19 protein-coding genes and 1 pseudogene are annotated in these 22702 nt (G+C 39.5%); 8 read left to right on the top strand and 12 right to left on the bottom strand.

Features of this window, described 5'->3' with window-relative positions; genetic code table 11:
• Nucleotides 1-538 (top strand): annotated as a pseudogene (gatB, locus tag B2Y23_RS13115) (Asp-tRNA(Asn)/Glu-tRNA(Gln) amidotransferase GatCAB subunit B); the annotation flags it as partial.
• A 31-nt stretch (nt 539-569) separates the two neighbouring features.
• On the opposite strand, the gene B2Y23_RS13110 reads toward gatB, so the two are convergent.
• The 7 genes from B2Y23_RS13110 to sbmA all read right to left on the bottom strand — a co-directional run bounded on the left by B2Y23_RS13110 (nt 570) and on the right by sbmA (nt 7698).
• The gene (locus B2Y23_RS13110; RefSeq protein WP_200223862.1) at nt 570-1580 is read right to left on the bottom strand and encodes a hypothetical protein; all 1011 of its coding nucleotides are present in this window, start codon (nt 1578-1580) and stop codon (nt 570-572) included.
• Nucleotides 1580-2146: an AAA family ATPase gene (locus B2Y23_RS13105; RefSeq protein WP_291371289.1), complete on the bottom strand. Its 567-nt coding sequence runs from the start codon at nt 2144-2146 to the stop codon at nt 1580-1582. Before B2Y23_RS13105 ends, B2Y23_RS13110 begins: the two co-directional genes overlap by 1 nt.
• Nucleotides 2147-2275: 129 nt before the next feature.
• Complete coding sequence (locus B2Y23_RS13100; protein ID WP_291371287.1) at nt 2276-2998, bottom strand: AAA family ATPase; 723 nt, start codon at nt 2996-2998, stop codon at nt 2276-2278.
• A gap of 244 nt (nt 2999-3242) precedes the next feature.
• A complete protein-coding gene (locus B2Y23_RS13095) occupies nt 3243-3761 on the bottom strand; it encodes a hypothetical protein (protein WP_291371285.1) in 519 nt (172 codons plus the stop codon).
• A 254-nt stretch (nt 3762-4015) separates the two neighbouring features.
• Entirely contained in the window at nt 4016-4990 is a 975-nt protein-coding gene (locus tag B2Y23_RS13090) for a hypothetical protein (RefSeq protein WP_291371283.1), read from the bottom strand.
• A gap of 324 nt (nt 4991-5314) precedes the next feature.
• Nucleotides 5315-6385, bottom strand: a complete 1071-nt coding sequence (locus B2Y23_RS13085) for a DUF1176 domain-containing protein (RefSeq protein WP_291371281.1) — start codon at nt 6383-6385, stop codon at nt 5315-5317.
• A 116-nt stretch (nt 6386-6501) separates the two neighbouring features.
• Nucleotides 6502-7698, bottom strand: a complete 1197-nt coding sequence (gene sbmA / locus B2Y23_RS13080; protein WP_291357530.1) for a peptide antibiotic transporter SbmA — start codon at nt 7696-7698, stop codon at nt 6502-6504.
• Between the two features lie 571 nt (nt 7699-8269).
• Between sbmA and B2Y23_RS13075 the strand changes: the two genes are divergently transcribed.
• Nucleotides 8270-8464 (top strand): hypothetical protein, encoded by a 195-nt coding sequence (locus tag B2Y23_RS13075; RefSeq protein ID WP_291357528.1) that lies wholly within the window; start codon nt 8270-8272, stop codon nt 8462-8464.
• A gap of 357 nt (nt 8465-8821) precedes the next feature.
• Here the strand turns inward: B2Y23_RS13075 and B2Y23_RS13070 are convergent, their stop codons facing one another.
• Entirely contained in the window at nt 8822-9625 is an 804-nt protein-coding gene (locus B2Y23_RS13070) for a hypothetical protein (protein ID WP_291371279.1), read from the bottom strand.
• 272 nt (nt 9626-9897) lie between these two features.
• Nucleotides 9898-10731, bottom strand: a complete 834-nt coding sequence (locus B2Y23_RS13065; protein WP_291371278.1) for a hypothetical protein — start codon at nt 10729-10731, stop codon at nt 9898-9900.
• A 308-nt stretch (nt 10732-11039) separates the two neighbouring features.
• Here B2Y23_RS13065 and metG point away from each other — a divergent pair, with 308 nt between their 5' ends.
• A complete protein-coding gene (gene metG / locus B2Y23_RS13060) occupies nt 11040-13097 on the top strand; it encodes a methionine--tRNA ligase (RefSeq protein WP_291371276.1) in 2058 nt (685 codons plus the stop codon).
• 137 nt (nt 13098-13234) lie between these two features.
• Nucleotides 13235-13591, top strand: a complete 357-nt coding sequence (locus B2Y23_RS13055) for a hypothetical protein (protein WP_291371274.1) — start codon at nt 13235-13237, stop codon at nt 13589-13591.
• 343 nt (nt 13592-13934) lie between these two features.
• Here the strand turns inward: B2Y23_RS13055 and B2Y23_RS13050 are convergent, their stop codons facing one another.
• A complete protein-coding gene (locus B2Y23_RS13050; protein WP_291371272.1) occupies nt 13935-14051 on the bottom strand; it encodes a hypothetical protein in 117 nt (38 codons plus the stop codon).
• A 259-nt stretch (nt 14052-14310) separates the two neighbouring features.
• Between B2Y23_RS13050 and B2Y23_RS13045 the strand changes: the two genes are divergently transcribed.
• From B2Y23_RS13045 to B2Y23_RS13030, 4 genes are all read left to right on the top strand, one after another.
• Nucleotides 14311-15294 (top strand): MBL fold metallo-hydrolase, encoded by a 984-nt coding sequence (locus B2Y23_RS13045; RefSeq protein ID WP_291371270.1) that lies wholly within the window; start codon nt 14311-14313, stop codon nt 15292-15294.
• Between the two features lie 147 nt (nt 15295-15441).
• The gene (locus tag B2Y23_RS13040; protein WP_291357511.1) at nt 15442-15819 is read left to right on the top strand and encodes a VOC family protein; all 378 of its coding nucleotides are present in this window, start codon (nt 15442-15444) and stop codon (nt 15817-15819) included.
• A 126-nt stretch (nt 15820-15945) separates the two neighbouring features.
• Nucleotides 15946-17199, top strand: coding sequence for an exonuclease SbcCD subunit D (locus B2Y23_RS13035; RefSeq protein WP_409449775.1), 1254 nt, complete (start codon nt 15946-15948; stop codon nt 17197-17199).
• A gap of 9 nt (nt 17200-17208) precedes the next feature.
• Nucleotides 17209-20805 (top strand): AAA family ATPase, encoded by a 3597-nt coding sequence (locus tag B2Y23_RS13030; protein ID WP_291357509.1) that lies wholly within the window; start codon nt 17209-17211, stop codon nt 20803-20805.
• A 61-nt stretch (nt 20806-20866) separates the two neighbouring features.
• Here the strand turns inward: B2Y23_RS13030 and B2Y23_RS13025 are convergent, their stop codons facing one another.
• Nucleotides 20867-21664, bottom strand: a complete 798-nt coding sequence (locus B2Y23_RS13025) for a thioesterase family protein (RefSeq protein ID WP_291371268.1) — start codon at nt 21662-21664, stop codon at nt 20867-20869.
• Nucleotides 21665-21826: 162 nt separating this feature from the next.
• Complete coding sequence (locus tag B2Y23_RS13020; protein ID WP_291357505.1) at nt 21827-22513, bottom strand: YggS family pyridoxal phosphate-dependent enzyme; 687 nt, start codon at nt 22511-22513, stop codon at nt 21827-21829.
• Nucleotides 22514-22702 lie beyond the last annotated feature (189 nt).

The raw sequence follows: 22702 nt of genomic DNA, 5'->3' as shown, positions 1-22702 counted from the left end.
ACGTCGTGCGCGTTTCGTGGCGGACTTTGGTGTGACTGAGTATGATGCTCACGTTCTTACACTGACTCGTGAAATGTCAGAGTTTTACGAAGACGTGGTGAAAGCTGCTGGCGGTGCTGCACAAGGTAAGATTGCGGCTAACTGGGTGATGGGTGAATTCTCAGGGGCGCTCAACAAAGCAGGCTTAGATTTGGCTGATTCTCCTGTGTCGAGTGAAAAACTTGGCGGTATGATCGCGCGTATTGTAGACAATACAATCAGCGGTAAGATTGCGAAACAAGTGTTCGGCTTTATGTGGGACGAAGGCAAAACTGCGGACGAAATTATTGCTGAAAAAGGCTTGAAACAGGAAACTGATACTGGCGCGATTGAAGCGATTATTAAAGAAGTACTTGCTGCAAACGAGAAGATGGTTGAAGAGTATAAATCTGGTAAAGAGAAAGCTTTCAACGGTCTGGTTGGTCAGGTGATGAAAGCATCACGTGGTAAGGCTAACCCTGCTCAAGTAAATGAATTAATGAAAAAATTGATTGGTTAAAACTGATTAATTTTGTAATAAAAAACCCGTCTTAGGACGGGTTTTCTTTTTGATACTTTTTAATCCATTCTTGAGAATTATTAATATCTATTCTTGTTGCACTATTTATATAACTTTCATAATCTGCTGGTTTTTTAGGTTTCATTGTCAAAGTAGTAAATTTTTTCATTTTTGGGTCTCTAAATATATCACCCAAACCTATTCCAATCTCAATATAATGTTTATCTGCACGGATTAGACGATCATGAAAGTCCCCTTTAAAAAAACTATCCTCTTTTGAAATAAGTTTAACCTCTTCACATACATTTTTTAAAATACTTGATGACCAAATATTTCTCTCAAAAAAATCACAGATGTTAATCGAGTCTACATAGTCATTGGAGACAAATTCAATTTTTTTTAGTTTAATATTTTCACTAGCTAGTTTTCTAAATAAGTTTAATAATGCTGAGTTACCTCTTCTATTATAACTATCCCATTCATTAATAAATAAGTATCTATCAACAATAGTGATACTGTGATTATATTTAAAAAAGTTTTTAAATCTTTTTTCCCAAATTTCTTGAAGAGTTTCTTCAGAATCAATTTGCTTATTAGAATAAATATCAGCTTCGCTTAAAAAAAATGAGTCTGAATATGAATCTATACTAATGATTTCTTTCAACTCTTTACCACAATATTTTTTATAATTACTATAATTAGATATCAAATCTTCTGTATCTTGGTCTATATAAATAGTAGAACATCCAAATTTTTTATAAAAAATTTTATTAAAATCTTCTTCATCCAATATAAATTCAATATCTTCCAATTCTTCATCGAATATTACTAAATTAGAAGTTAAAGCTGTATTCCAAAGTTGTATGTACTTGGGGTCAATTTTTTTTGCCAAGGACCTACTAAATTTCAAAACCTCTTCAGGCTTTTTAAAAACAACAACTCCATTTTTACGCCATGACTCAAGAAAATTTGTATTAATAGCTTTAATCTTTAAGGCAGATGAATTTAACAATTCATAAGTTAACTTAAATGTATACAACATTATTTTTCACCAAAAGGATTACCACCAAACATTTCATCTAAACGCTCATCAAAAAAGCCATTTGGCCATGCTACAGTAAAGTCTCCATCTTCATCTAACGGAATATGGATTACTTCCGCACCGTCTGCAGTGGGATTTACATAAATTATTGAGATATGTTCTGGGTTTAGTTCTTTATACTTAATTAATCGTTGAAAACGTAAAAGTAATGACTCACTGTGAGTTTCAATTATCCACTGATTACTTTTATCTGAAAGTACATCCTTAGCAAAGAAATTAGCTAAGTCAGCTTGTAATTTGGGGTGTAAATGGATTTCAGGTTGTTCTATACATATAGTGCTGTGCTTTTTTACTAAACCTTCAATTAAAATTGGTAAAACCTGACCAATTCCAAAACCTACATCTACCAATGTAGTTTTAAGATTAGTATTTCTATCAACTAATATTAAAGATAAAGTATCACCAATAATTTCATTATCTGTTCTTGTTATATCAATATCATATTTAATACCAAAATCTTTTAAGACTTTATTAACACTATTTTTATATTCACTATCCTTAGCCAAAAAAGATAAGAAATTTTCCCCTTTTTGTCCTACAGTGTCAGTATATAAACTATCAAGAGAATAAACCCTTTGAGGATGAGGACGCAGAGGACCAATATAGGAAATATTATTTAAAATATATTTAAGCTTTTATTCTTTATCAGATAAATCTTTTTCTATTATGTCTACCATTACACGTTTAAATATTTGTTCTATATCAGAAAAATCACCAAGAACTGGTGATTTTGAAAGATTTATTCTTTTTAAAATTTCTATCGGTATTACCTTCGACTCTCTTTTCTTAACAGTTTCATTTTGAATATCTTTAAATATTCTTTTAATTTTTCTCGCATCCAATGAATTAAACTGTTTTTGCAAAAAATCGAAAGGGTTTATTGTATCCTTAAAGGAGTCAATGATATATTCATCATAATTTTCTCCAAGTTTTAATTGGAATCTATCAAAACCAAAATTTTTATCATCTATTTTGCACTCAAAGTTATATTCTCTTTTTTTATTATCCTTCAAATTAACATTTTTTAAGAACGAAGACTTTATATTATTATTTTCTATCAATCCATAAACAAACTTAAAACTTGAATTTTCAGTATTTATTTCGAAATTTATGTCTTTAGTTTTATCATGATTATTTACAACTGAAGTATAACTACCTAATTGGAAATATTCATTATTTGATTTTAAAGGCGTGCTAACTTGTCCATTTAACAAAGATTTTTTTAACACTAAAAGTGATTGAATAATACTTGATTTCCCCGATGAGTTTGGCCCATAAATCAAGGTTATTGGAGCAAACTTCAATTTGTTACTTTCAGAAAAAACTTTAAAGTTTGATATAGAATAGTTTGCAATCATTATTGCACCTAATTAATTTTAAGTTTATAAATTTATATAAAAATTATAAACTTAAAATAAAAATATTGCTACTCAAATTATTTTTGGACAATCCCTTTCGCAAGCGTTCGCCTCTCATTTTTAAAAAGGGAGACTTTGTCACGAAATTATACAGATACGTACAGCTCCCTCTGCTAAGCAAGTTTTAAAGCACTGCTTTAAAACGAAGCGCAAGAAAGGATGAGGGCTAGGGAGAGGATTTAAACTAACGAATCAGACCCAACTTATTCCATACATCCGGCGTCAAAAACGTCATCACCATCTTATTTAAATCGACATAACGCAGCACACCTTTCAACTGCTGATTCACCTCAGGATTTTTCACAATCGCTTCACCGGTAGTACGGCCTAACTCCTGAAAACTATCGCCTACAGCTTGCAAGCCTTCTGCCTGAATCACCGCTTTGGTCTGACTCGAGCATTGCTCCACCAAGATGCGCTGTAAAACGGTCGCCAGGCTTTTATCCAGTTGCTCTTTCTGAACGTCAGTCACATGACTAAAACTTTTTAAATCTGGATGCGTCGATAACGCCACAAAGGTCCATTGCAATACAGTTTTCTTATCGGTTTCGGTGGTCGATTTCACCAGACAATCGCTGAGCTGATCGACCGTTGGCCCTGCTGTCGCCAGTTGCGCGGAACCCAGCAATGCAACCGCCATCAAGGCAGAAAAGCCTATACGTGAAATGCTGTGACGAGCCGTGGTAAAAACATTGCGAGACATAAAGCGAACTCCAGTGAAAAAATCATTTTCTTTGTATCATAAAGCTCAAGTTTTTACCTGTTATGACTCTGTAAACTGAACTCACTGAAAATTGAATCAAACCCTAAAAATGCTGTTTTCCATTCAAGTAAAATGTCGACTCCAACAAAAAGAATTTATAGAGGATAAGACTTAGAGATGATCCCCGGTCCAATCATGGGGATCATCCCACTGATTGGACGAGTCTTTTAAAATTCCAATTTAATGCAGTCAAACTATTTAATCTGCCGCAACATATTCTTCGCGCCCGCATGATTATAATTATTGGCTAGATGCTGCAAAATCTTAATTGCTTGAGCTTTTGAATTAGCAAAACGATTGCTATAAGCAGGCACACTGGTTAAACAGCGCGCCACCAACATGCCCGAATCGGTATATACACTGGCATTCGTGCCTTTTAATTTTCCATAGTTATATGCACGTTGTGCATTATTACAGGCGTTAATCTGATTTTGCCCTTTGCTTAAATCACGGCGTGCAGAAACATAAGCTTGCAATTGCTGTTGTTGAGGTGTTTCCACGACTTTTAGCGGCTGTACTGCTGGCAACTCAGCTGCAGGCTTGATTTCTTTTTTAAGCTCCTGCTCCTTTGGAGGAGTCGATTTATTTAGCGCTTTTTTAGTGTTCTGCTCATTGGGACTGGATTTTTTTTCAGCCGCACGAGAAGTTACAGCCACATTTGTATAGAAGCGTTTTGCTTCATCAGCCGACATCAGTCTGGTTTGCAAACTCACCAGCCGTGCATTGCTTCCATCTCCTGATTTACGTTCTGAAACCGGCTCAATCGAAACAATCCAGCTATGTCCATTACTTTGCACACATTTATAGGCGCCTATGCCCTGTTTGACATTGCCAGATGCCAAAAGCAGCTTTTTATCCGACTGATTCTTCACCAGAGACAAGCTACTTTTATATAACAGACTAAACTTGCCATTCTTGACAGAACAATAATTGTTTAAATATTTTCTTGGATATAAAGATTGAGGTTCTTTGTCATTCTGATTTGATCCCCAAGAATAAACATATTCTTTCGCCTGCCCATTGGCTTGATTGATATTTTTTTGAGCAATCATTTCCTGTGGTGAGGCAAAATTTTTAACCGAATTGTCTGAGCTTGAACCATTAAAACTCGTACAGCCGTGTAAAGCGATGCCTAACCCACCAATCAAGATGAATGTTTTGAAATTCACGTATTAATGCTCACTAATGCTGTCTTTAGAAAATATATGAAAATCGGGGAAATAACAAATACAGCACTTTGATTTTATTATTAATTCTCATGAGCTTAAGAATGCATTTTTGCATAAAAATGCAAAATAACTGCCAATTTTTTAAAGCTTTTAACCCTAAAATCTGAACCGGATAACATTTTTGCGTCAGCTTATTTTTTTTAATGATTGGTGAAGCTTCAGTTATTCCTGAAGCTATTCGACAATTTCCATCATAAACTGATGAAAATTTATTCTTTTATACAAATAACTAACTGGCGTAATCAAAAGCATAAATGAAATGGGTTATTTCACTACGGCTTCAATTAAATCCAGATCCCAGGCACCACCAGCAAAACCTTTACACATACCCGACCAGCGATCTACAATTTGAACAAAAGCTTGTCCCTGCCAAATCCATTCGCCCATTTTCCAGCAATCGCCAATACCGCGACCTTTTTGCGCACTGCTGATTTCACCCGGTGCAAAATCCGATGCAGATTCGGTCACAAAAGTCGCTTTGCCTGTTAAAGATTGATTCATTACCCAAGCCCCATAACCTTCATTATAGGCACCGCGCCAGCATAATGTGGTGGCTAGAACTTTGTTATTGCTAAGTTTATAGAGTTCAATCGCTTGCGGTTTGGCACCCTCTCCATTATAAATGCCTTCACAAAATTCAGCTGCATCTGGCTGTGTTGGTCCGGCAGCCATGAGTAACTTATACAGGTTTTGGTACTGTCTGGTATTGGGTTGAAGGGTTAAATAGGGTTTTGCTGCGGTTTTCACTTTGGTGACTACTCGTTTAGGCTGCGCCTCCAATACTTTCGACTCACTTGTAGTGCCGGGCTTGACCAAAGCACCTACCGTGCCCATGCGTTTTTGAAAATCATCCATTTTCAACAATGAAGCTGTCATGCCTGCATCAGAAACCTGCCAGGTGTAATAGGCATTTTTAAATACGATGTTGGCTTTTTTTCGGCTTTGTTGTAACAGTGCATTGAGCTGTTTGCTATTTAGCGTTCCTGTCAGCAATTGCTCTGAAATGTTAATTTTAACTTGGCCATAATCCTGATGATTTATAAAAAAGTGTAGATTATTCAGTTTCTTGCTATCTAAATTTTGATCAAAACTGGATAATGCAAATCTCCCTTGCACAGTTTGTTTTGCCCCGGCTTTACGGGTCAACAAGATTGTGGCTGGCATGCTTTGCAGATCATCATCCTGATAGCCCGCTGCCCGACAGGTGCCGGTATTACTGCAATACACCTCCCAATCCTGATGTGAAAAAGACACGCCTTGTATTTCTTTGGCAAATATTAAAGGACTGCTCACGGCCAGACAGCAAAGCGAAGTCCACGTATAAAACCTTTTCATTTTTCTTGTCCTTTCCCTTTTTGATCACTATAGCTCAGCGTTTTCATGATTGTGGAATATAAAACAGTATAAAAAAACCCGCATTATGCGGGTTTATTGCTGAATTTAAGTATTGATTAATTATGCAAAGTCGATTCAAAGGCCCGTAAACGCTTATAAATCGAAAGCAATTCAATAATCGTTGGCCAAGACTCAATTAAATACTGAAATGACTCACGTACCTTACCAAAGACATTGGCAATCTGCATCATCAGGCCCAGTGTAATCGTCCCTGCGGCAATACTCGGGAACAGCACGAATAAACCATACAGATTGTCCAGTTGCATGTACCAGATTCGCACCAGGTTGAAATAGGCATAATGGAAATACAGGCGGAAATAATTAAAACGCACGCGATTGAACAATTCTTTTAAGGTCAGCGGATCGGCACGATCAGCATAGTCCTCGCCATACACCAGTTCTTTCCGGTAAGCAGCTTCAACTTTCTGGTTATTAAATTCCAGACCCGGCAATTTATAACCGACCAGCATTAACACCACGGTGCCCAGCACTGCCCAGCTAATGGCAGCCCAGACCAGTGCATAAGGAATTTCACCAATCACTGGTAGTTGTTTCACGTGCGATGACAACTGTAATAACACCGGTAAAAATGCCATTAAAGTCATCAGCGCCTGAATGAAACTCACTCCCAAACTCTCGGTGGTTTTGGCAAAACGCATGGTATCTTCCTGAATACGCTGCGAAGCCCCTTCAATATGACGCAACTGTTCCCAATGCGCGGTGTAATAGTCATTCATGGCGGTACGCCAGCGGAAAATATAATGACTGACAAAGAACAGGTTAAACACCGCAATGGTTACATAGACCATCGCGACATACAGGAAGGTCAAGGTTTCACTGTAGAGTAAATTGACATTGCCTCCACCACTGCTCAGCATTTTCTGAATCAGGTCATAAAACGGGCTGTACCAGGCATTCACCACCACATTGACCTGTACCGCAAACCAGATATTAAACAGAATAAAAGCCGACCCCCAGACCGACCAGCCCTGCCATGGATTGCTGGACTTAAACCGCCAGAACAGGGCAAAAATGACGGTGGAAACGATGAACCACAGGTAGAACCATAAAAATGAAGGTGACCAAAAGCGACTTACCCCAATCGGTAATTCTGCAGTGGCATAGCCAGGTGCAAAGCCTAAAACGGTTCCCCAACTATTGCCACCGGAATACCACAAGGCAATATTGATTCCAAACCACAGCACCAACGACAAAAAGAACCACTTCGGGTTCGGGAAAAAAGATTTAAACATTAGCTCGGGGTGTTCCTTTATTTTTTAGTTTCAAACTTGCCGTTCAATCCTGCAGCCTATTTAAGCTGGATGAATGACGCGGCTATTATTCTAGTCTTTTCATCTTTGTAACAACTTATACACTGTTTGTGAAATGTTTTTTCAGGTGAAATCATTTTCTTTGAGTGTCAATTCAACAGACAAGTTGTATGGTTAACTCAGTCTTGGCTGATGTTTCTTCATTTCAGTTGAACTTAAAATCTGCTGCTTATTGTTAAACATCAGCATTAAAAATGCCGTATTAAAAAACAGCATTTGGCAGATCTTAACTGAGATTAAACTGGATAGATTAAAGCTCTCTTAAAAATGAACAAATAATCAAACCCATAGTGGTTTTCAGGAATGACTAAAAACCAAAGATACATCGGAATATAAATTTTAATTCTTTCTCATTTTTTGATTCAAGCTGTAAACTACGTGGTAAATTTTATCCGTTTGTTTTTGATTTAACTCGCAAAACTGATAAAATTGGTTAAATATCTAGCAATTTATGCTATTATTAACCTAATTTCTAATCTACAAGGGAAGTGAAATGGAAAAGTTAGTAATTGAATTATTAAAACCAGTCATCTTGCAAAAAGAAAACTGCAATCCCCTCGTATTTGAAGAAGGGACGATTTTAAAAGTAGTTATGCATACCCCTACCAGTTTACTTGTATCAGACGATTCAAATTTTAATTTCACTGTTTCTTTGCAAGACGAAAATAAAGTCTGGCGTGAGCTATAAATTTCATTATATTTTTATAGTGATTTAGCGAATTAGAATACGAAATATCAACTTGAGTAACACTTCCCCTACTCAGGTTTGAGAATTTCGATGCGTCATAAAGAATGATTGTGTCAATAAATATAAAGTTTAATTCAGATGCAATCACCTTCATTCCTTTAAATGACTTGCATCACCCCAAAGCTAAAAAATTTCTTTTTAAAGCCGCTGCTGAATAAAGCCATACATGATTAAAGCTATAGAAAAGAGATAGATTTTTTATCTGTTTTAAGTAACAAAATTCCATTTATCTATCTCTAGCCTATCCACCCGATCAACTAAGCTCAACCCAGCCGATTTCAGCTTGATATTCTGGCTTTATGAGTATTTAAGCGTACTCATAAAGCTGACCGCAGAAAACAGCCAGATAAACAAGATAAAACTGCGTCCCTGATTAAAATGATTCAGATCTGTGCCATGCAAAATGTTATGGCGACTCATGCTCACGGTTGAACTGCTGTCCATCTTATAAGCAGCAAGTTCAGAAAAATAAGTATTTAATTCAACGGCAATTTTTGCTTTATGCCACAGGCTTTTAATTTCATTGCCCTTTAAGCCCGGAACAATTTTATATACATCCACAAACTTGGTGCCGTTTTGCTTTAAAAACCCGGCCTCAATCAGGACATCAGTCAAGATTCCTTCAAGTTGTGCATACAACATCGGAATACATCCTGCATAAAAACCCAGTTTATATAACTTGAATGCTTCTAGAAGCACGAGACGACGCTGTACTTTATGCTCTGTAATGTTTAGAGCATCAAAAGCTTTCAGCATTTCCGTCTGAAAATCTTCCGTGTTGATTACATCGAATAAATTGAATTTGTCTACATCTTCAAACTGATGAATTGTTTGCCAGAAATAAAGCAGATTTAAAGCGTCATTGGCAAATTTCGCCCCAACAGGTTGATCGAGTTCATCTGCCAATACTTGGAAATATGGTTCTTGATCGGCGAAACCCAATAATGTTTTGATGAGAAAAGCATGTTCATCTGCCGAGATATCTTCAAGGTATTGCTCAGCATCTTTTAAAATTTGACTGCCCAATTGTTTTTGACTGCTGGCATTTTGCTTCATGCGGGTAACAGGCTGGTCGTAATCAAAATCATCTTCGTCAATCATGGTCTTTACTCATAGCACATTGCTTTAGGTACCTATTATCACAGGTATTTAATACAGCACATAGCGCTATGAAATAAATACGATCAGGTTGATTAAATCCCCATCGAGATTCAATCAACCTCAGTCCCACTAAACAACACTTCGCCTGATTTAGATATGGCCCAAAATGCAGATGGACCATGTGTTAATGCTATCGAAACGATCTTAAATTTTTCGGCCTTTCTCGCCCCTTCAATCATGTTCTAACTGAAGTGGCTTGAAAGTTGAAACCATTATTTATGATGTTTATTTTGGTCAGACTTGTGTTGTTCAGATTGACCTGTTTGATCCTGATCTTTTTTAGCGTCATCTTTGTGATTGGCCTGAGCTGAGTTCTGCTGTTTATCCTGATTGTCCTTGGACGAAGAATTCTGCTCTTTCGAATCCCCTGACTGAGATTGGCCTTCTCCTTTCATTTTACTCATTGTGTCAGTCGCCATCTGTCTTAGCTCACCCAGTTTGGTCGAAGCTTCACTGACTAACTCAGTAATCTTCTGTTTGGTGTCTTCAAATTTGTGCAGAGCTTCTTTTAAATTAGCCATCAGATCCTGCTGATCAGCCTGACCTTCTTTAACGTTTTGTTTATCTGACTGATTTGCCGATTTATCTTCAGACTTTTGATCCGTTTTCGGCTGTTTAGAATCAGCAGAACCTTGCTCACCATTTTGCTGACTGTCTGACTTGCCATTTTTTAGGTCATTTAGAATCTTTTCGCCTTTTTTCAGCAGTTCCTCACCAATCGCGATCGCCTTGGCTTTCAAGTCATCCATCTTAATGCTTTCAGATTTTTTATCTGACTGGCCAGACTGAGCTTCTTTAGAATGATCAGAATTATCTTTTTGGTCAGCATGTACGTCATTATTCGACTGAGCACCTTGCTTAGCTTCAGACTTTTCATCAGTATTATTTTTCTGAGCGTCTAGAACGTCCTGATTTTCCTGCTTATGCTGTTTATCGATCTCGTTCTGCTTTTGCTCTTTTGCCAATTGGTCATTCAGTTCGCGTGCATGTTGTTGTTTATCATCTTGATTATGCTTCGAAGTACTTGTCTGGTTATTCTGAGTCATGAGTACCCTCCTGAGGTGTCATTAAAATTATCAGACAATTTTTTAGCACAACCTATGCAACCCAGTGGATGAATTAAGCAAATTACAACAAAGCCTGTACATGTTGTTGCTATTGATCGCAGAAAGTAGCGTTAACGTAACTCGATCAACTGTTTAATACTCGCTCATCGGATGAGATCATCTTTTGTATTTGAATATTCAGGTCGCTTTATTCATTTCGCTTCTGCGAAAGCATTTCTTTGTAATCCCCTCTGCATCATGTAAAATTATCGCCCATTGCATAATATACGAATGAGAGAGTCAGATCCGTGCGTAATATCTTAGTCACCAACGCCCTTCCATACGCCAATGGCCCGATCCATATGGGTCACCTACTCGGTTATATCCAAGCAGATATTTGGGTACGTGCCATGCGTGCAATGGGTCATAACGTGACTTATGTCTGCGCGGACGATGCTCACGGCACGGCGATTATGCTGCGTGCTGAAGCCAACGGCATTTCACCTGAAGCGCAAATTGCCAATGTTCAAAAAGAACATGAGCGTGACTTTGCTGGCTTTAAGGTTGATTTTGACCATTACGATTCGACCAATAGCCCAGAAAACCAGGCACGCGCATCAGAAATTTATATTAAAAACCGTGAAGCAGACAACATTGCGGTACGTCCTGTTAAGCAATTGTTCGACCCTGAAAAAGGCATGTTCTTGTCAGACCGTTTCATTAAAGGTACCTGCCCGAAATGTAAAGCGGAAGACCAATACGGTGACTCATGTGAAGTCTGCGGTACAACATATAACGCAACCGAATTATTGAATCCAAAATCGACGTTAAGCGGTGCGACACCTGTAGAGAAATCTTCAGACCACTATTTCTTTAAACTGCCGAACTTTGGTGAATACCTGCAAAAATGGACACGTGACGAAGGTCGTTTACCTGTGTCGATTGCCAACAAACTTGATGAATGGTTTGAAGCCGGTTTGTCAGATTGGGATATTTCTCGCGATGCGCCATATTTCGGTTTTGAAATTCCAGATGCACCAAACAAATTCTTCTACGTTTGGGTCGACGCGCCAATCGGCTATATGTCGAGCTTTGAAAACTACATCAAAACCAAACGTCCTGACTTAAGCTTTGACGATTACTGGAAAAAAGATTCTCAAAATGAGGTGTATCACTTCATTGGTAAAGACATCGTGTATTTCCACGCATTGTTCTGGCCTGCGATGCTTGAAGGTGCAAACTACCGCACACCAACAAGCCTATTCGTCAACGGTTTCTTGACGGTAAATGGTCAAAAGATGTCGAAATCTCGTGGGACGTTCATTAAAGCTGAAACGTATTTACAGCACTTAAATCCTGAATACCTACGTTACTACTTCGCGTCTAAGCTTTCTGACAAAGTTGAAGATTCTGACTTGAACCTTGATGACTTTGTACAGAAGGTAAACTCTGACCTTGTTGGTAAAGTGGTGAACATCGCAAGTCGTTGTGCGAAATTCATCAACACCAAATTTGACAACAAGTTAAGCACAACGTGTGCAGAGCCTGAATTGGTGCAAAGCTTTATTGATGCAGGTACATCGATTGCTGCACAATATGAAGCACGTGAATTCTCTGCTGCGATTCGTGAAATCATGGCACTTGCAGACAAAGCCAACCAATACATCGACGAGAAAAAGCCTTGGGCACTTGCGAAGATTGAAGGCGAAGAGCAACAAGTTCATGACGTATGTTCTGTTGGCATCAACTTATTCCGTCAATTGGCTGTTTACTTAAGCCCAGTGCTTCCAACTTTAGCTGCTCAAGTTCAACACTTCTTACAACTTGAAAGCTTCGATTTCGCTTCGCGTGAAACGATTCTTGTCGGTCATGAAATTGCGTTGTTCCAACCGCTCATGCAACGTGTTGACCCGAAAGCTGTAGCTGCAATGGTCGATGCATCTAAAGATTCTTTAGCTGCCCCTGCTGAAGCACCAAAAGCGGAAAAGAAAAAAGAGAAAAAGGTAGAAAAGAAAGCTGAACCTAAAGTGGGCGAAGCTGAAATCATTGGTATCGAAGATTTCATGAAAGTTGACCTACGTGTGGCTGAAGTTCTTGAAGCGGCTCACGTTGAAGGTTCAGACAAGCTTCTTCAATTGACTTTAAATGTTGGTGAAGCTGAGCCGCGTAATGTATTTAGCGGTATTCGTGAGTTCTATCAACCTGAAGACCTTAAAGGCAAATTGGTAGTAATGGTAGCGAACCTTGCTCCACGTAAGATGCGTTTTGGTATTTCTAACGGTATGGTATTAGCTGCGGGTAATGGCGATGGCGTTTGGGTGATTTCACCTGAATCTGGTGCTAAACCGGGTGATAAAGTGTCTTAATTTTTTAGATTAAGATTAGAAAAAGCCTCTACGTTGTAGGGGCTTTTTTTATCTAAAATATTCTTAATTTATTGTTTTTTATTCTTATTAATATAAAATTTGTGGTTTTAAAAATTTATTAAATACTCGGGGTAGGAATGAAAAAATTATTAGCTACGGCATTAGCTGTTTCAACAATTGCTTTTACAGGCTGTGCAGTTCGCATGGCAGATATGACTGTAGCATCAACTAAAAACTACAATCTAAATTCAAACCAATTTGTTAAAGGTGAACGAGTTAAAGGTGAAGATAAAGTTCCTGTTGTACTATTTCCTTTAGGTATTCCAAACTTCAAAACTGCTATTGACCGTGCAATTGAAAAAGATCGTTGTGCTGTTGCTTTATCAGATGTCGTAATTACTCAGCTCAACCAAGCATTTATTGTGGGTCAAATTGGATACCGTGTAGAAGGCACACAAATCATTGATCGTTCACAACCTGAATGTAAAAAGTAATAATGAGATAGCCAAAAGTCCCTACTGATTTAGGGGCTTTTTTTATTGGGTTTTTCCCTCATCCTAACTTTCTCCTAAATAGAGAAGGAGCTTTCATTAGAAAATAATTACAGCACTTTAATTCATGTTTTCCTTCTCCTTTAAGAGAGGAGAAGCACACTTCGCAAGGAAGAGATTCAATAAATATAAATATGCCCCCTAATGAACAAAGGAATTTTGTCTTACGAAGAAGTACTTCTCATGAGCCGGCAGAAGTAAGATGAAATCATCTTGGAAATTTAGCTTCTAATATCGGGTAAATTAAAAACTACTAAATTTTTAGAAAATTTGCCGCCTGAAATGATTAACCTTGCAACACATATTCCCAAATCACAAAACCAATTCCAAAACCAAGAAAGGAATAAAGCGTAATAATAAAAAATACGAAACTTGCTTTGTTTTTCTTTCTCCAAAAACTCATATCACTACCCAAAAAATGCAAATTTGCACCATGTTAGCGCGTATTTAAATAAAAGTGAAATTAATCTAAGTTTTTATTAAATAATAAGTTTTAATGAAATAAAAATTAAAAAATCAATATACAGATACTTATTAAATTTCTAATACAGATGACTCGCCTACTGTAATAAGAGTCGTAACACATGAGTCTTAAAACTTATTCAAATTTACCGATATCCATGCTAATACATAAGCATCTCTTTAAAAGCACAAAAATAGCCATGAACATTTTTAATAAAAGCCTCGTTGCCTTCCTACTTGCTAGCAGCACACTACTCATTAACATGAACAGTTACGCTGATGAACCGGCGCCTATTTCAAAACAAAAACAGGTCGCAGGTTATTACCATCAGCAATTGGGCAACACCCAAATCACCGCCCTACTCGATGGAACCAACTATCTAAACCCATCCATGTTTAAAGGCTTAAGCGAGCAACAAAAAACTGAAATTTTAAAGAAATACTATGCCGATCAGGCTAAAGGTATTCAAACTTCAGTCAATGCGTTCTTGATCAATACAGGCAATCAACTTTTGATGGTAGATAGCGGTGCTGCAGGCTGCTTTGGTGCACATTTGGGCTCTATCTATAACAACCTCAAAGCATCAGGGTATAAGCCTGAACAAGTGAATGAGATCTTCCTCACCCACTTGCACCCTGATCATGTTTGCGGCATTTCTAATAATGGCGTTGCCAATTATCCAAATGCATCACTGCATATTGCCAAAACTGAATATGACTACTGGCTCAATCCCAATACCGTAAAAAAAATACCCAAGGAAAAACAGGCGGGCTTCTTAGACACAGTTGAAAAAATTAAAGCAGCTTTGGCTCCATATGAAAAAGCCAAAAAGATTAAAGTTTTTTCTGACAAATCATTGGCATTTGGCGGTATCGAATTTAAACCATCCTTTGGTCATACCCCAGGACATTACAGCTTTAAATTAAAATCTGATGGTCAGGAAGCGGTGTTTATTGGTGATATCGTGCATTCCCATACGCTTCAGTTTGACCGTCCTGAAACCGCAATTGAATTTGATGTTGATCCCAAAGCAGCGGTACAAACCCGTCTAAAACACTTTGCTGAATATGCCAAAGAAGGTCAGCTGATTGCAGCACCGCATTTACCTTTCCCGGGCATTGGACATATTTACTCTAAAGACGGTAAGAGCTATCAGTGGATTCCGGTGCATTTTAAAGACTAAATATATTTAGGCTTATAAATGATGAGGAAGGTCTGTAAATGCTGATATTAGGTTTAAATTTTCACTTTAATCATGCAGCAAAGAAATAATGCAGCAAAACCATCGTGAAAATTTTTCTCAATGATTCAGAAAAATTAGGATCAGATCATGAATAACATTGTTTATTTTGAAATCCAGTCTTCGGATCTCTCAAGAGACATACATTTTTATCAGACTGTTTTTGGCTGGAAATTTACTCAAGTTGAAGGCCTTCCTATTGAATATTATCAGATCGAAACTGAAAACATGTCGGGCGGATTACTGAAACGCCCGGCTGGAATCCCTCCAATCCATTGCGGCACCAATGCCTATACCTGTTCTGTACTGGTTGAAAATTTTGATGAAACATCGAAAAAGATTCTGCAGGCCGGTGGTCAAGTTGCCATGGCTAAATTCGCTATTCCAGGACGTTGCTGGCAGGGATATTTTCTTGACCTGGATCAAAATACCTTCGGCCTGGTTGAGGCCGATGAAAAAGCGCAATAAAAAAAGCTTATAAATTCTAATGAATTAATACCACTCAAGCAGTCGCACCTGCGATGAATTGCAGAATAAGTGGCTGCATTTATGGTAATTTATAGCCTCATCATGCATTGTGATTTGGGGCGTTACATGGCTGTTCATTTTTTTCATACATCAGACTGGCATCTGGGACAATTCTTTTATAACCATTCACGCCAGTATGAACATGAACAGTTTTTAAGTTGGCTACTTCAACAAATCGAGCAGAAACAGCCACATGCCCTACTCATCGCTGGTGATATTTTTGATGTCATCAATCCTGCATCCGCTGCGCAAAAACAGCTCTATCAATTTTTAGCCGATGCCCATGCCCTTGCCCCGCATATGCAAACGCTGATGATTGCCGGTAATCATGACTCGGGTTATCGCATTGAGCAGGTCGAGCCATTACTTGAAAAATACAATGCCAGAACCGTCGGTGTGATTCATAAAAATGCCGAAGGTCAGATCGATTTAGACCGCTTGCTGGTGCCGATTTATGATGAGCAGAAACAGATTGTGGCGTGGTGCTTAGCGCTACCCTTCTTACGTCCGGCAGAAATTACCGGGTTTAATGAACACACCACCAATAGTCAAAATGCGATTGCCTATTTACACCAGCAACTCATTGCAGAAGCCAAAAAACGTAAAACGGATGATCAGGCGCTGATTTTAATGTCGCATGCGCATATGCAAGGCGGTGAAACTTCTGATTCTGAACGCCCAATTATTATAGGCAATGAAGAAGCTTTATCGACTGCTTTATTTGATGACTGCATTGACTATGTCGCACTGGGGCATTTGCATAAACCGCAAAAAGTCCAGCATCCGCATATCCGTTATAGCGGCTCACCGATCCCTTTGTCCTTTAGTGAAATCAACTATAAACATCAGGTGGTGGATGTACAGATTGATGCGTTAAAACAGGATCAATCACGTTTTCAGTTTGAAGCACTTGCTATCCCGCGCTGTATTCAACTGCATAAAGTTCGTGGTGAATTAAATGAAGTAATTGAAAAGCTGAAGGCCTTGCCTGAAGGGGAAATTGCACAGATTGACCATCGTGAATATGTCGATATTGAATATCACACCTTGACCCCGCCTTTGCCTAATCTCAGACAACAGTTTGAAGAAGCGCTGCCTAAAAACCGTTATCGTCTGGTGCGCATTTCACGACAATATTTATCTGCGGACAATAACAGTTCTACCATTGCCAAAATTTGTCTAGAACCGCCGACACCAGACAAACTGTTTCAGCAGATCTGGGAAAAACAAGGCTATAGCAATGATGAAAATGTCTTAAAAGATTTTATGAGTCTGATGCACGAAGCACAGAAATCACTTGAAGAACAACAGATACGTTAAGAACTATCCATGAAAATTTTATCCATTCGTATAAAAAACTTAGCTTCGCTTTCAGGTGAACACTTTATTGATTTTGAAACTGAACCTTTGGCCAGTGCGGGTTTGATTGCCATCGTCGGTAAAACCGGTGCCGGCAAATCCACCATTTTGGATGCCATGTGTCTGGCCCTATTCAATAAAATTCCGCGTTTAAAAGACAGCGACGGTAAACTGGTCGATGTCGATGGTTCTGAATTACTCACCAATTCGCCTTTGACCGTTTTACGTCGTGGTACGGCGCATGGTTTTGCCGAACTTTGTTTTGTTGCGCAAGATCAGAAACATTATCTGGCACGCTGGGAAATCAAACGTGCCCGGGAAAATGCCAGCGGTAAATTACAAAGTGTGCAACGCTATTTAAAATGCCTGACTGACGGCGTAGTGATTGCCGATAAAGCCAAGGCCGTCGATGCCAATATTCATCAAATCTGCCAGCTCAGTTTTGAGCAATTTACTCGCGCGGTGCTACTGGCTCAATCCGAAGTGACCGCATTTCTGAAAGCTCGCGATAATGAACGCGGTGAACTGCTGGAATATCTGACCAACTCCACTATTTTTGGAAAAATTGGTCAGCTGGCTTATGAAAAAACCAAGCTGGTTGCCAGTCAGCGTAAAGAAATCGAGAATATTCTCGGTCATATTGAAATCTTGTCTGATGAAGCAGTAACTGAATTAACGCATCAATTTCAGCAAGTGAATCAGGCATATCACCAGTTGGAAAATGAAAAAGCACAGCTGGAAAAACAGCAGCAATGGTTTGCGCGCAAGCAAAAGCTGGACAGTGAAATTATTCTGAAGCAGCAGGTTTATGATCAGCAAAAACAGGCTCAGCAGAATTTAGCCCCTGAACAAGACCGTTTAAATCGCCTGCAAATATTTTCCAGTATTCGTTCGGTCATGTTTCAGCAGCAGCAGTTATTCAAAGCCCAACAACAACTCGAACCACAGATTCAGCACACTCAAAGCAGTTTTGATGGATTAAGCCGTCAGTTTGAAGCTGAAAAAGCCCAATATATTCAAGCCGAAACAGATTTAAATACCTTACAGCAATTTGAACAGCAGCATCATGAAGCGCTGCTCCAAGTACGTAAATGCGTGCAGGAACGGGATTTTATTGGTGAAGAATACAAGAAGATTAAAGCCCGTTCGCTCCAGCTGGAAAATCAGCAACAGCCTTTACGGGAACAACAGCAAACCATTGAATTACAGATTCAGCAGTATGTGCAGCAACAGCATCAGCTTCATCAGCAACTGGACCAAAGCCAGCAATTCTCCAGTTTAGATAAAGGCTTAAACGCACATATCCAGCAATTAAGCCAGTTCATTTCGCAATATCAAAATATTGAAAATAGTCTGGGGCAGATCAGTTCAGCGGAAACCAAACTTGCTGAAAATAAGGCGGAATTAGATCGGTTCATAAGCCAATTTGGTCCGGTTGAACAGATTGAAATCCAGCTGGAACAACAGCGCCAGTCACGTGAACAGAAACTGGTACAACTCAATCAGCTCAACTTTATTCAGCAAAAACTTAAAGATTATTTTGAGCTGCACACTGAATCGAAACAATTAAATGAAAAACTGACTCAACTGAATAGCCAGGCTCAGCAATCTGAAAAAGCCACTCAACAAGCAGAACTGAATTTTCAAACTGCCAAAGCTGAACGGATTCAATTGCAGCAGGTCTTGCAACAACAGCAATTGTTGCATGCTGAAAATATTGAACATTTACGCACACAGCTCAAAGCCGGAGAAGCCTGTCTGGTGTGTGGCAGCACCTCACATCCTTACCGTCAGGATGAAACACTGGTTTCCAAAGCCTTGTTTGAATTGCAACAACAGCAAGAACAACAGGCTTTGAGCAAGGAACAAGACTGCTTTAAGGACTGGCAGACTGCCCAGCAAAACTTCGCTAGCCAGCAAGCAGAATTCACCCAGACCAGCCACGCCCATCAGCACATGCGGGAAAAATTATCAGGCTTAAAAAATGAATTGGCCCAGCAACTGCAACAGTTAAAAATACAGCTCGATCTGGAGCAATCTCAAGAGCAAATTAAATCTGAGATGACCCAGCAGCTGACTCAATTTGAACAGGATATTCGGACTATTGAACATCAGCTGGAAAATTTAAGCCAAAACCTGAAAGCCCAGCAACAACTCATCCAAAGCATGAGCAGTACCGAACATCAAATTACTGCGGCAAAGCATTTACAACAGCAAGTTCAGCATATTCAGAATTGCCTGAACCAAACTGAACAGCAGGCTTGGCATCAGCACAGCATCCAATCTGCAGAGCAGGTATTAAAACGCTTAAATGCCCGTCTATCGCATCTGGATCAACTGGATACTTTAAACAAGCAGCTCGATCAGCAAAAGCAGCAACTCAGTTTATTGAGCACCCATCAGCAAAATCTTAATCAGCAATTGCTGGATATCCAGCAGGCATTAAACGACATTGCCCTCAAAGGACAACAAAATACTGAAACGGCCAATCAGCTTATTCATGGCATGACTGGACTCACCGAGCTCAAACCGAATGAATGGCTGGCAGAGCACGACAGTAAACGCCAGCAGTTACAGCAGCATTACCAGCAGCTCAAACAAAGCTTTGAACAGTTACGTTTCAATTTTGAAAAGCAGAAAAGTGAGCTGGAACAGCTTAAAGCGCAGCATCAGCAAAACCTGAAAGCTTCCGAGCAATGCCATACGGAAATTGAACACTGGTTAAAACAGCATACCGATTTTAATCGTGATGACCTGGCAGATTTGATTCAAATCAACAGTGAGCAAGAACAGCAGATGCGTAGCAAACTGCACAATGCTGAACGATTGCTCAATGAAGCCTCCTCTGCGCTGAAAACCATGCAGGAACAGCATGCCGAACATTTGTTACAGACACCTGACATGCAGTTTGAACAACTCGCTCAACTGATCAGCGTGAATCTTGAGGCCTTAAAAGCCCAGCTTGAAATTCGTGACCAGCTAAAACTTAAACTTGAAATGCATCAGCGTAATATTGCTAAACAGCAGCAATATGCGGAAAAAATTCAGCAAATCCAGCAGGAGGAACATCGCTGGAGCAAAATTTCAGGACTGATGGGCGATGCGAGCGGCAAGAAATTCCGCGATTATGCCCAGCAATATAATCTGGATATTTTAATTGAACATGCCAACCAGCAACTGGCGTTGCTGTCGCAGCGCTATACCTTAAAACGTCTGGACAATTCCTTGAGTCTGGCCATTATTGACCATGACATGGATGGCGAAACCCGTTCTGTTGCATCGCTTTCTGGCGGTGAATCTTTCTTGACCGCACTGGCCTTATCTCTGGCGATTGCCAATATGGCTTCAGGTTCGATGAAAATTGAATCGCTGTTCATTGATGAAGGTTTTGGAACTTTAGATGCATCATCTTTATATATGGTGATGAATGCCTTGGATCAGTTGCAAAGTCAGGGCCGTAAAGTGGTATTAATCTCGCATATTCAGGAAATGCACGAACGTATTCCGGTACAGATACAGGTTAACCCTCTTGGCGCAGGGGCAAGTACCATTCAAGTGGTAGGGTAATTTTAAAATCCGAAAATCATAAAAAAGTCTAGAAATACTCTAGGCTTTTATTTGCAAAAATCTATGCCATGGGACGTAAAGTCAGAATCTGCTCACTGCGTCCAAATGGTCCGGAAAGATCATGCAATACGGAACTGGTTAGACCAATACCATCGTCGCCATATTGCTGCATGGTTTCCAGACCGAGCCACTGACCCTGCGGTAAACGGTGCATATGGATCTGTAAATCCAGATTAGGAAAGCCCCAGCTAAAAGGTGTTTCTTGACGTGGCACAATGCCATTGGCGGTATCAACCATCCCCATTAAGCGGACAAAATCACTGGTCGGTTCACCTTCAACCATGTCATGTGGCGTTCGCAGCCAAACAATACCCTTTCCTGCACGGCGCTGATGACTTCGCGCTTCTATCGACTGAATATACCCACCCGGCCACTGACGAATTCCTTCCCACACTGGCGCATGTTCAGGCGTACTTCCATGCGCATCTTCCAAGCCTTTAATGTCATGGCTATTTTGCGTCATCATGCGCCAGGTACGTGCAACGATACAGCTTTTACCCTGAGCTTTCATTTCTGACTCAATCAACTCAATGGTTTTTCCGGGGCGAATGACTTTGGTGGTGACACTAAACTCTCCAGCAGGAATCAGACCTAAGATATCTAAACTGATCCGGCCAATCCGCATATCCTGCCGTGGCATAAAACGGTCTAATTCCGCACAGATAATACCTGTCGCTGGCGCCATATGCTGCTCATGCTCGTTCCATGCCCCTTGAGCCAGTATAGTTGAGCGGTAATGCGCCGTGACTTCTCCGGTCACATCCGTATTTCGCCCAATCAATTGATAATATGCCGTCATAAACTTCCCTATTTTATTAGTCGAATAAATGATTTTTATACAGACTATTTCCTTAGACGCTTTCTTTTGTACTCAACTTTAGTGGAAAGCTCAATTTTTAAAGCAAAAACTGAACCCTAAAGTTCAGTTTTCAAATGTTCAATATGGCTCGATATAGATACTTTATTTTGAATAATCCCGTGCACCAAACAAGGCCGTACCCACACGAACCATAGTCGAACCTGCGGCAATCGCCTCATTCATATCACCTGACATACCCATGCTTAAGGTATCCCAATCTTCAGGATGGGCATGTTCGATTTTGACAGTGTCGAACAAGGCTTTGGCATCTTTAAACGCTTGTGGATTATTGGGAGCAGGAATCACCATCAAGCCACGCAGTTTTAAATGTGGAAGCTGGCTAATACTTTTAACCAATCCCGCCACTTCATCCGGCTGGCAACCATCTTTAGTGTCTTGCGCATCAATATTGACCTGCAAACAGATATTCAAAGGCACCTGCGTCGCCTCACGCTGATTCGACAAGCGCTCTGCAATAATCAAACGGTCTACCCCATGTACCCAGGCAAACTTTTCTGCCAGATGTTTAGTTTTGTTGCGCTGCACATGACCAATAAAATGCCATTCAATATCCAGATCAGTTAAAGATTCAATTTTATCTAAGGCTTCCTGTAAATAATTTTCTCCAAATGCACGTTGTCCGGCTTGGTACATCTCACGTAAAGACTCACTTGGATGGGTCTTTGAAACCGCCAGCAAATGCACGCTTCCTACATCGCGCCGGGCGTGTTTACAGGCCTCTTCAATTTGCTGTATAACTTGATTTCGTGACTGTTGAAGACTATTCATTGACGAGGTTCTCATTTCATTCATCTTTTTTTGCCTTCCCCTTAAACTAACTGTTGGTTAAGCTCGGGGCGAGCCTTATTATTCTATCAAAATAAATAACATTTAAATGAACTCGGGGAAATTATGGATATTACTGAACTTTTAGCATTTTCAGCTAAAAACGGGGCATCAGATTTACACTTATCTGCG

Origin of the sequence: Acinetobacter sp. UBA5934 (genome assembly GCF_002430855.1) — a bacterium.
Lineage (GTDB): Bacteria > Pseudomonadota > Gammaproteobacteria > Pseudomonadales > Moraxellaceae > Acinetobacter.
This window is presented reverse-complemented; position numbering and strand designations above follow the sequence as displayed.

Bases quoted from the DNA above. Each gene is read 5' to 3' on its own strand.
- B2Y23_RS13110 (WP_200223862.1), bottom strand. From the start codon at position 1,580: ATGTTGTATACATTTAAGTTAACTTATGAATTGTTAAATTCATCTGCC.
- B2Y23_RS13100 (WP_291371287.1), bottom strand. From the start codon at position 2,998: ATGATTGCAAACTATTCTATATCAAACTTTAAAGTTTTTTCTGAAAGT.
- B2Y23_RS13095 (WP_291371285.1), bottom strand. From the start codon at position 3,761: ATGTCTCGCAATGTTTTTACCACGGCTCGTCACAGCATTTCACGTATA.
- B2Y23_RS13085 (WP_291371281.1), bottom strand. From the start codon at position 6,385: ATGAAAAGGTTTTATACGTGGACTTCGCTTTGCTGTCTGGCCGTGAGC.
- sbmA (WP_291357530.1), bottom strand. From the start codon at position 7,698: ATGTTTAAATCTTTTTTCCCGAACCCGAAGTGGTTCTTTTTGTCGTTG.
- B2Y23_RS13075 (WP_291357528.1), top strand. From the start codon at position 8,270: ATGGAAAAGTTAGTAATTGAATTATTAAAACCAGTCATCTTGCAAAAA.
- B2Y23_RS13070 (WP_291371279.1), bottom strand. From the start codon at position 9,625: ATGATTGACGAAGATGATTTTGATTACGACCAGCCTGTTACCCGCATG.
- B2Y23_RS13065 (WP_291371278.1), bottom strand. From the start codon at position 10,731: ATGACTCAGAATAACCAGACAAGTACTTCGAAGCATAATCAAGATGAT.
- B2Y23_RS13055 (WP_291371274.1), top strand. From the start codon at position 13,235: ATGAAAAAATTATTAGCTACGGCATTAGCTGTTTCAACAATTGCTTTT.
- B2Y23_RS13050 (WP_291371272.1), bottom strand. From the start codon at position 14,051: ATGAGTTTTTGGAGAAAGAAAAACAAAGCAAGTTTCGTATTTTTTATT.
- B2Y23_RS13045 (WP_291371270.1), top strand. From the start codon at position 14,311: ATGAACATTTTTAATAAAAGCCTCGTTGCCTTCCTACTTGCTAGCAGC.
- B2Y23_RS13040 (WP_291357511.1), top strand. From the start codon at position 15,442: ATGAATAACATTGTTTATTTTGAAATCCAGTCTTCGGATCTCTCAAGA.
- B2Y23_RS13035 (WP_409449775.1), top strand. From the start codon at position 15,946: ATGGCTGTTCATTTTTTTCATACATCAGACTGGCATCTGGGACAATTC.
- B2Y23_RS13030 (WP_291357509.1), top strand. From the start codon at position 17,209: ATGAAAATTTTATCCATTCGTATAAAAAACTTAGCTTCGCTTTCAGGT.
- B2Y23_RS13025 (WP_291371268.1), bottom strand. From the start codon at position 21,664: ATGACGGCATATTATCAATTGATTGGGCGAAATACGGATGTGACCGGA.
- B2Y23_RS13020 (WP_291357505.1), bottom strand. From the start codon at position 22,513: ATGAATAGTCTTCAACAGTCACGAAATCAAGTTATACAGCAAATTGAA.